The following is a 9,268-nucleotide window of genomic DNA, read 5'->3' as shown; positions in this document are numbered from 1 at the left end:
GGGTCGCCCGCGCGCGCGAGGTGCAGCGGGGGCGCGCCGGAGGGCGCGGGGCGAACGTGAACGCCCGCCTGCGCGGCGGCGCCCTGCGGCGCGCGGCGACGCCGGACGACGACGGGCGCCGCATCCTGCAGGCGGCGGTCGAGAAGCTCGGGCTCTCGGCGCGGGCGCACGACAAGGTGCTGCGCGTCGCCCGGACCATCGCGGACCTGGAGGGCTCGGCGGCGGTGCGCGCGCCGCACGTCGCCGAGGCGATCCAGTACCGCGCGCTGGACCGGCCGCTCTCGTGAGACCCGCGCCGCCGAAGCGGCGCGACTGGTGCCCCACCGCGGGGCGAGGAGGACGACGTGACGAAGCTGAGCGACAAGATGAAGGCCCTCGGACAGGCGCTCGCCGGGATCGAGAAGCAGTTCGGGAAGGGGAGCATCATGCGGCTCGGGGACGGGCACGAGCCGGCGCCGGTGGCCGTCGTGCCCACCGGGTCGCTCGGGCTCGACCTCGCGCTCGGGGTGGGCGGGCTGCCGCGCGGGCGCGTCGTCGAGATCTACGGGCCGGAGTCCTCGGGCAAGACGACCCTCGCGCTGCACGCCATCGCCGAGGTGCAGCGGCAGGGCGGGGTGGCGGCGTTCATCGACGCCGAGCACGCCCTCGACGTGACCTACGCCCGGAAGCTGGGGGTGAACCTCGCCGACCTGCTCGTCTCCCAGCCCGACACCGGGGAGCAGGCGCTCGAGATCGCCGAGCAGCTCGTGCGCTCGGGCGCGATCGACCTCATCGTGGTGGACTCGGTCGCCGCGCTGGTGCCCAAGGCGGAGATCGAGGGCGAGATGGGCGACGCGCACATGGGCGTGCAGGCGCGTCTCATGAGCCAGGCGCTCCGGAAGCTCACCGCGGTCGTGTCGCGCAACCAGTCGCTCGTCGTCTTCATCAACCAGATCCGGATGAAGATCGGCGTGGTCTTCGGGAACCCGGAGACCACGACCGGCGGGCACGCGCTCAAGTTCTACGCGTCGGTCCGGCTCGACATCCGGCGCATCGGGCAGGTGAAGGACGGCGATCAGGTGGTCGGCAGCCGCACCCGCGTGAAGGTCGTGAAGAACAAGGTGGCGCCCCCGTTCCGGGAAGCGGAGTTCGACGTCCGCTACGGCACGGGCGTCGATCGCCACGGCGAGGCGCTCGACCTCGGCGTCGAGCGCGGGGTGGTGGAGAAGTCCGGGGCCTACTTCGCGCTCGACGGCGAGCGGATCGGGCAGGGCCGCGAGCGCGCCATCGAGTGGCTGCGCGCGAACCCGGAGGCCTTCGAGCGGCTCGCCGCGCGGGTGCGGGAGGGGGCGGGCGCCGCGGCGCCGGCGCTCGCCGCGGTGGGGTGAGGGCGCGGCGCGGACGGGGACGCTGGCGTCCCCGCCCCGCCGCGCGGGATCAGAAGAAGAAGTACCGGAGCGTGATGTTCGTCACCCAGCGCGAGTGGTCGCGAAGGGCCGGCGTCTGCAGGCCGCCGATGTCGAAGGGGTGGCCGAAGTGGACGCGCAGGAGGAGCGGTCCGAAGAGCACGTTCACGCCGAGCACGCCGGTGAGGGTGCGCGCGTCCCAGGCGCCCGGCTCGAACCGCTCCAGGGCGATCGGCGCGAGCGGGCTCCCCGTCGTCGGGTCGTACGTCGGGACGAGCACGGTGCTCGTCTTGGACTCCCAGCGGTTGAAGACGCCGCCGAAGTCCAGGGCGGCGACGCCCTCCAGGTAGTCGAAGATGAGCAGGCGGATGAGCGGATCGAGCGGGAACTGCAGCTCGGCGTTCACCACGTAGTAGTGCTGCCCGATGAGGAACTCGAGATCGAGCGGGTAGAAGCCGCGCAGGTTGTCGGCGGAGGTGAGCCACCAGCTCTTCTCCCAGACGCGGCCCTTCTCGTTCGGCGAGAACGTCGTCCCGCCCGCGGCGCGGAGCATGAAGTTCGAGCGGCCGACGAGCTGCCAGAACTTCTCCGTGTCCGCGCGGAAGAAGCCGTGCACCGCCTCGCGCCCGGGGAGGTACCCGCCGCCGAGCTCGAGCAGGAGCGAGCTGCCCGCCACCGGCCCGGTGTACTGATCGTAGCGGATGGTGTCGTAGCCGTAGCGCACGGTGGGCGAGATGGTGAAGTTGACGCCGCCGTTGCGACTCTCCCAGTCGCGCGTGGAGGTGTACGGGCCCGTGGTGAGCGTGGGGCCCTGGCAGAGCAGCGTCACCGCCCCCGAGAAGTCGGTGAGGCAGTAGCGCTGGACGCCGCCCAGCGTGAGCTCCGTCTCCACGCGCCGGAAGCGATCGAGCGGGTAGCGCAGCGCGCCGACCACCCCGAAGTCACGCTGGTAGTAGGCGAGGTTCGGGTCCAGCCGATCGAGGTTCTGCTGGACGAAGTGGAACCCGCCGAGCACCCAGGAGAGCCGCCTCGCGCGGTTCTCGAACAGGAGGAGCCCCTGGGTGTAGTCGAACGAGCCGTAGACGGAGAGGTCCACGAAGAGGACGTTGTCCCGGAGCATGTCCGAGAACAGCACCGCGGCCCGCCCCGCGACGGCGCTCCCCGCGCCGCCCCCGTAGACGAAGCCCGCCTCCGGGCGCCAGTTGCGGATCGCGAACGCGTCGTAGTCCTTCACCTGCTCCGGCCAGGTACCGCTCGGGATCTCCAGCACGTCTCCGGTGGGCGGCAGGACGGCCACGCTCGGCTGCTCGAGCCAGGCGACCTTGGGCACCTCGACGATCCGGAAGACGCCGCCGTAGAACGTGCTCGCGAACACGCCGCGCCCCTTGGGCGAGGGGCCGGGGCTCGTGAGCCCGGTGGTGAAGTCGGTGATCCGCTGGACCGCGCCCGCCTTCAGCAGGTAGAGGTCGGGCTTCCCGGAGACGTCCGAGGTGAAGAGGACCGAGCCGTCCGCCTGCGGGAACGGCGCGCGGTCTGTGCTCGCGGCGGTGGTGAGCCGCGTGCGCTCGCCGCTCGAAGGATCGATGCGGAAGAGGTTGAGGCGCCCGTGGTCGGTCGCGTCCGAGGAGAAGTAGATGCCGTCCTTTCCCCAGGCGACGTCCTTCTCGACGTATGGATCCTGCGTGATGCGCCGCGCCACGCCGCCCTTCACCGGGACCACGTAGATGTCCGACTGGCCGTCGGTGGACACGCCGGCGAACGCGATCTGCGACCCGTCCGGCGAGAAGGCGGGGTCGGAGATCTGGATGAACGGCTGGCCGCGCTCGGTGTGCACGTCGAGCTTCCTGCGCCGGCCGAGCTCGATGCGCGGGGGACGTCCTTCCCTGAGCTTGTGCCGGAAGCGCTGGACGTGGAGGCGGTCGCCGATCCCGTCCTGGGCCGAGAACGCGAGGATCCCGTCCCCGAGGCCGAGCACCCCGTACTCGACGGGGTGGAGGGACTCGAACCCCGGCACGCTGTCCGAGACGATCTCGACCGCGCTGCGCGGGTTGCGCACGTCGACGAGGTAGAGGCGGGCGCGGCCCTTCTCGCGGTCGATGCCGCGGAAGAGGATGAGGTTCCCGTCGGCGGAGGAGACGAAGTCCTCGGGCTCGGAGGGGAGCTGCCGGAGCTCCCGGAGCTGCGGGAGATCGTGCTTCGCCTCGAGGTACTGCGGGTAGTAGCGGCGCTTCAGCCACGCGCGCCAGCGGGCGTCGACCTGCTCGATGGGCTCGTTCAGCACGCGCCGCACGAGGGCGCCGAAGTTGCGCGTCGTGCCGCCCGCGGCGGGGCCGCCGCCGAAGCCGCCTCCGCCGTCGCCCATGAGGTAGGCGTTCTCCAGGAACGCCTGGATCTTCTCGTGGCCGTACTGGTCGGCGATGAAGGCGATCCGCGCCTGGCCGAGCTTGTAGGTCGGGATGTACCCGCGGATCCGGTCCTCCCCGAACGACAGCACGTCGTAGCCCTTGCGCGGCTCGGGGTTCCAGACGAGGTCGCGGAGGTAGAGGTCCGTCTCCGTGTCGATGCCGCCCTTCGAGTAGAACTCGGCGATGCCCTCGATGAACCAGAGCGGCAGGTACGCGATGGGCGAGGACATCTCCTCGGCGCCGGCGGCCTCGAGCAGCTTCTGGATGGTGAACTGGTGCACCATCTCGTGCGTCGACACCTCGATGAACCGCGCGTGATCACCGAAGTACGGGACCGTCATCTTGAGGTCCTCGGGCGAGGTGACGCCCAGGACCGACTCGGTGACGGCGAAGACGTTCTGCGTCTGGAACTCGCGCTGCGTCGCGTAGAGGATGTAGGGGATGCGCTTCGTCGGGTTGTAGTGGAACTGATCGACGAGGCGCGCGTAGGCGCTCTGGATCGCCGGCAGCGCCCGCTCCGCCTGGGCGAGCTCGTTCCGGTAGTAGTAGAGCCGGAGGCCCCCGGGGCCGCCGCCCGGCGGCGGGACGTCGATGAACTGCCAGTCGAAGCTGAACCAGGCGACCTGGTTCTGCCCGGGGCGCTCGGGGAGGATGAAGGTCTGCTCGAGCTCGCGCCGGGGCCGAGGCTTCTCGGCCTCCATGCGGTCCATCGAGTGCATCGCCTCGCCGAGCGACGGGCTCGGGCCGAGCTGTGCGGCGGCCGCGAGGGGCAGCGCGAGGGCGCAGAACGCGAGGACTCTCATCCGAGCAACACTACGTAGGAGGGACCCTCCGGGCGAGCAACCGAAAGGAGGTCCGTCCGACGCAGGCGTCGTGTACCGCCGCCGCTCAGCGCGAAGCGGCGCGGATGGGCCAGCGGGTCCCACCGATGGTGATGGCATAGCGTCCCGTCCCTGGGGGGTCTTCTTCGATGGCGAACCCGAGCGTCACCTGGCCTGCGCGGGTGAAGCGGGCGCGCTCGCCGCCCTTCACGGCGCAGCGGAGCACGCCGTCGTCGCCGAGGCGGAGGGTGGCGGGATCGAGCGGCTCGCGCGTCCCGTCGGAGAGGAGCAGCACGGGCGCCCCGCCCGGCGTCTCCTGCAGCACGCCCCGCACCGTGTAGGGCGTCTCTTTCACCTCGACGTACGCGGACTCGCGGCCCACGCGCACGAGCCATCTCCCGTCGGGTGCGCGCGCGAGCGAGCGCCAGAGGACGTCGAGCGTGCGCGCGTGGGTGATGGGCTCGCCGAGGTGGAGGAAGCGGCCCTCGTCGTCGATCGACAGGCCGCTCCGGGATCGCAGGAGCTCGAGCGCGGCGTCGTCGGCGGTGGTCACCCGCGCATCATAGGGCCGGTGAGCTCCGTTGCGGAGGCGGCGCTCGGGTGGTAACGAACCGCGCGTGACCGCGAGGATCGAGCCTGTGGTGCGCATCCGCTGTGGCCCCGACGAGGAGGCCCGCTGCCGCGCCGCGCTCGCGCGAGCCGGCTTCGAGGTGGAGCGCTCGCTCACGTGGCTCGTCGTCCGCGACGCCCCGCCCGACGCCGTGAACGAGGCCCTCGCCGCGGGCGGGGCGGACCCGCGTGTCGCCGTCCGGCAGCGGATCGGGCAGCTCATCGGCTGGCTCCTCGACCGTGAGGGCGAGCTCGACGGCCGCGCGGTGAACGTGCAGGCGCTGGTCCGTCGGGTGCTCGAGGAGGGCGGCCTCACCGGACGCTACCGTCCGAGGCCGCTCGACGCGCTCCTGGCGGGCGCGGCGGCGCTGTACGCGGAGCTCGTCGAGACCGCCGCCGGGTTCGTCTCCTGGGATCGCTTCGTCGAGCTGTTCTGCGAGTAGCTGCCGGGGTAGCGGCGCGGCGCGCTGCCGTCAGGCGCGCAGCGCGAGCCGCAGGAGGTTCAGCGCCTCGTGGGCGGCGGTGCTGCGGATCCGGTCGCGACCGCCGCGGTAGAGCCGCTCGACCGCGCTCGTGCCGGACGGCCCGGCGAGCGCGAGGTGCACCGTCCCGACCGGCTTCTCCGGCGTCCCGCCGGTCGGCCCGGCGATGCCGGTGATCCCGATCCCCCAGGTCGCCCGCCCGACCCGGCGCGCCCCCTCCGCGAGCGCGCGCGCGACCGGCTCCGACACGGCGCCGTGCGCCGCGAGGACGTCTTGGGGGACGCCGAGCACGGCCTCCTTCATGGCGTCCGCGTAGGCGACGACGCCGAGGTCGAGCACCGCGGAGGCGCCCGGCACGTCCGTCAGGAGCTCGGCGACGAGCCCGCCGGTGCAGCTCTCCGCGAGCGCCACGCGCTCGCCGCGGGCGGCGAGCCGCGCGACGACGAGGGCCGGCAGCTCCTCCTTGCCCTCGCCGAACACCGCGTCGCCGAAGATCGCGCGGGCCTGGGCGGCGAGCCGGTCGGCGCGCGCAGCGGCGTCCGGGCCGGGCACGGTCCACTTGACGTGGACCTCGGGCCAGTGCGCGCGGAAGCCGAAGCGGACGTCCGCGTTCGCGGGATCGCGCATGAGCGGCCGCATCGCGTCGTCGGCGTGCGACTCGGGGACGCCGAACAGCTTCAGCACCCGCCCCGCCGGCACCTCGCCGAGCCGCGCCGCGAGCCGCGGCAGGAGCCACTCGTCGGCGAGCCCCCGGAACTCGAGCGGCACGCCGGGGAAGCAGACCACCTCCGCCCGCCCGATGCGCACCGCGAACCCGGGCGCCGAGCCGAACCGGTTCGGCACGACCTCGGCGCCGCGCGGGAAGCGCGCCTGCTTCTCGTTGTTGGGGGTGAGCGCGCGGCCGAAGCGGCGGAAGCGCTCCTCGAGCGCGCGCAGCGACGGCTCGTGCAGCTCGAGCGGCACGCCCATCACCGCGGCGACGCGCTCGCTCGTGAGGTCGTCCTCGGTCGGCCCCATGCCGCCGCTCATCACCACGAGGTCGGCGCGCGCGGTCGTCTCGCGGATGGCGGCGTCGAGGTCGGCGCGATCGTCGCCCACGAGCGTCTTGCGCCGGACCATGACGCCGAGATCCCAGAGCCGGTCCATGAGCCAGGCGGAGTTCGTGTCCACCACCTGCCCGGTGAGGAGCTCGTCGCCGGTGGAGAGGATCTCGACGTGGAGCGTCATCGCGAGCGACCTCCGCTACGACCCGAGCGGCGCGCACCACCAGCCCGCGCCGCCGCAGCCGGCGACGGCGCGCAGCGCGAGCGCGACGAGCTGGAGCGCGGCCCAGGCGAAGACACCCGCCGCCACGTCGTCCATGACGACCCCGAACCCGTTCTTCACGCGGTCGAACGCCGAGGCCGGCCAGGGCTTCAGCACGTCGAACACGCGGAAGAAGAGGAAGCCGAGGAGCGCCGCCGGCCAGGAGAAGGGGACGAGGGCGACCGTGACGAGGTAGCCCGCCACCTCGTCGATGACGATGGGCGACGCGTCGGCCACCCCCCAGTACGCGCCGGCGCGCTGCGCGGCGTAGGCGCCGAGCGCCACGAGCGCGGCGACCGTCACGAGGTACACGGACGGGGAGAGCCGCGAGAGCGCCCAGTACACGGGGATCGCGCCGAGAGTGCCGAAGGTGCCGGGCGCGACGGGGGCGTAGCCGCACGGACCCCAGGCGGCGAGGAGCACCCAGGCGTCGGGTCGCGCGGCCGGGCGCGCCGTGCGGCGGAGGCCGCGGGCGCGGAGCCGGGAGAGGAGGTCAGGGCTGGCGGGCGACGGCGAGCCGGTCACGCGCTAGATGTACTCGTCCTGCTGCGGCTTGTCCTCGACGTCCTCGGGCTCCGGCTCGAGCGCCTCGTCCGCCTCGAGCTCGGCGCGGATGGCGGGCGGGAGCGAGGCCTTGTCGGGCGCGGGCCGCGCGCGGGCCAGGAGCGCCTCGGCGAGGCCGAGCGCGATGTAGGCGGCCATGTAGACCACGAGGACGAACGAGGCGCGGGTCGCCATGCCGACCCCGACGCCCGCGAGGGTGAAGAAGGCGAAGATCGTGAGGCTGCGCGCCGAGAGGTGGACGTCCTTGAAGGTGCGGTAGCGGACGGTCGACACCATGAGGAACGCGAGCAGGCCGACGACGAGCGCGATCGGGACGCGGGTCGCCGGGTCGGTGGTCGTGGCGAAGTGCCGGTAGTGGGCGATGACGAGCGAGACGATCGTCCCGGCGGCGAGCGGGATGGGCAGGCCCACGAAGAAGCGCGAGGAGCCCTTGTCGCCGCGCTGCGCGAGGACGTTGAAGCGCGCGAGGCGGAGCGCGCCGCAGGCGGCGAAGGCGAAGGACACGAAGAAGCCGAGGAAGCCGAGCGGCGCGAGCGCCCACTTGTAGACGAGCAGCGCCGGCGCCGCGCCGAAGGAGATGACGTCGGCGAGGCTGTCGAGCTGCACGCCGAAGTCGGACTGGGTCTTCGTCATGCGCGCGACGCGGCCGTCGAACGCGTCGAAGAACATCGCGAAGAAGATGGCGAGCGCCGCCTGGTAGAGCTGGAGCGGCGTGGCCTCGCCGGCGCAGAGCGTGAGCGCGTAGAAGCCGAGGAGGATCGAGCTCACCGTGAACAGGTTCGGGAGCACGAACATCGCCTTGCGCAGGTTGATCTGCATTTCCGCGCCACCCTCCTAAGGTCGCCGGCCTCGGCGCAGTGCCGGTGACTCGGGCCGGGCGCAGGACCACGCGCCCGCCCCCTCGACCGGCGACGGCAGAGGCTGTCACGGGCGGGTTTTTTTGTCGAGACGGACGCCTCGCGTCAAGGAGACCCGCCGCACGGGGTCCGCGCGCGCTCCCCCTCCCCGAGCGCCAGGCGGGCGCCGCTCCCGCAGTCCACCCAGAACACCGGGTCCGCCCACCAGCGGTTCATCCGCGCGGTCGCCCGCGAGCCCCCCCCGAGCGCGAGCGCGGGTCCGTGCCCGGTCACGAGGTTGCCGTCCAGCACCGCCGTGGCGCCGTCCAGCAGGACGATCCCGCCGGCGGCGCCTCCCGACGCGTCCACGCTCGAGAGGCGCACCTCGCCGCCCGACGCCTCGACGGCCGCGCCGCCGCAGCGCAGGAGGGTGCTCGCGGAGAGCGCGAGCGAGCCGCGGCGCACCTGCACGCACGCCCCCGGGATGCCCTGCTCCTCGCTCACACCTGCGACGACCACCGCCGCTCCCTCCACCCGGCCTCCCGCGATGGCGATGCCGGCCGGCCCGGGGGAGCGGATGACCACGCCCTCGAGGTGCGCGGCGCCGCCCGCGACGGCGAGGCCCGCCTCGCGCGAGGGCCCGTCGACGGCGAGGTGGCGGAGCGTGGCGGTGCCGCCGTGGACGGTCGCGCCGGAGAGGGCGCCGTGGAGGTGCCCGCCCACGAGGGTGGCCTCGCCGCGCTCCACGACGAGGCCGACGTCCCCGTCGAGCGCGAGGTCCGCGCCCTCGAGCGCGCCGCCCGAGACGCGCGCGCCGCAGCCGCCCCCCACCGCGCGCAGGTCGCGCGCCCGCAGCGTGCC

The 9,268-nt window shown here is 73.5% G+C and carries 8 protein-coding genes and 1 pseudogene; 3 read left to right on the top strand and 6 right to left on the bottom strand.

Going from position 1 to position 9,268, the window contains the following annotated elements; all coding sequences use genetic code 11:
- Both MNZ39_RS21955 and recA read left to right on the top strand, forming a co-directional pair.
- Nucleotides 1-287 (top strand): annotated as a pseudogene (locus tag MNZ39_RS21955) (ATP-dependent protease); the annotation flags it as partial.
- Between the two features lie 57 nt (nt 288-344).
- Nucleotides 345-1,367 (top strand): recombinase RecA, encoded by a 1,023-nt coding sequence (gene recA / locus MNZ39_RS21950; RefSeq protein WP_308197078.1) that lies wholly within the window; start codon nt 345-347, stop codon nt 1,365-1,367.
- Between the two features lie 49 nt (nt 1,368-1,416).
- On the opposite strand, the gene MNZ39_RS21945 is transcribed toward recA, so the two are convergent.
- Together MNZ39_RS21945 and MNZ39_RS21940 are read right to left on the bottom strand one after the other, a co-directional pair.
- Entirely contained in the window at nt 1,417-4,593 is a 3,177-nt protein-coding gene (locus tag MNZ39_RS21945) for a hypothetical protein (RefSeq protein WP_242341233.1), read from the bottom strand.
- Between the two features lie 85 nt (nt 4,594-4,678).
- Nucleotides 4,679-5,164: a hypothetical protein gene (locus tag MNZ39_RS21940; RefSeq protein WP_242341232.1), complete on the bottom strand. Its 486-nt coding sequence runs from the start codon at nt 5,162-5,164 to the stop codon at nt 4,679-4,681.
- 64 nt (nt 5,165-5,228) lie between these two features.
- Between MNZ39_RS21940 and MNZ39_RS21935 the strand changes: the two genes are divergently transcribed.
- Nucleotides 5,229-5,663 carry a hypothetical protein gene (locus MNZ39_RS21935; protein WP_242341231.1) on the top strand — a complete coding sequence of 145 codons (435 nt, stop codon included), beginning with the start codon at nt 5,229-5,231 and terminating at the stop codon, nt 5,661-5,663.
- A 30-nt stretch (nt 5,664-5,693) separates the two neighbouring features.
- On the opposite strand, the gene MNZ39_RS21930 is transcribed toward MNZ39_RS21935, so the two are convergent.
- From MNZ39_RS21930 to MNZ39_RS21915, 4 genes are all read right to left on the bottom strand, one after another.
- Nucleotides 5,694-6,929 (bottom strand): competence/damage-inducible protein A, encoded by a 1,236-nt coding sequence (locus tag MNZ39_RS21930; protein ID WP_242341230.1) that lies wholly within the window; start codon nt 6,927-6,929, stop codon nt 5,694-5,696.
- A 15-nt stretch (nt 6,930-6,944) separates the two neighbouring features.
- On the bottom strand, nt 6,945-7,532 hold the full coding sequence (locus tag MNZ39_RS21925) for a phosphatidylglycerophosphatase A (RefSeq protein WP_242341229.1): 588 nt from the start codon (nt 7,530-7,532) through the stop codon (nt 6,945-6,947).
- Between the two features lie 3 nt (nt 7,533-7,535).
- Nucleotides 7,536-8,390, bottom strand: coding sequence for a CDP-diacylglycerol--serine O-phosphatidyltransferase (gene pssA, locus MNZ39_RS21920; protein ID WP_242341228.1), 855 nt, complete (start codon nt 8,388-8,390; stop codon nt 7,536-7,538).
- A 143-nt stretch (nt 8,391-8,533) separates the two neighbouring features.
- Nucleotides 8,534-9,268 (bottom strand): hypothetical protein (locus MNZ39_RS21915; RefSeq protein ID WP_374202554.1); only part of this gene is annotated, 735 nt, incomplete at its 5' end.

This window comes from Anaeromyxobacter sp. SG66, assembly GCF_022690805.1.
Classification (GTDB): Bacteria; Myxococcota; Myxococcia; order Myxococcales; family Anaeromyxobacteraceae; genus Anaeromyxobacter; species Anaeromyxobacter soli.
The sequence above is the reverse complement of the archived record's forward strand: the minus strand, read 5'-3'. Positions and strand labels throughout refer to the sequence as shown.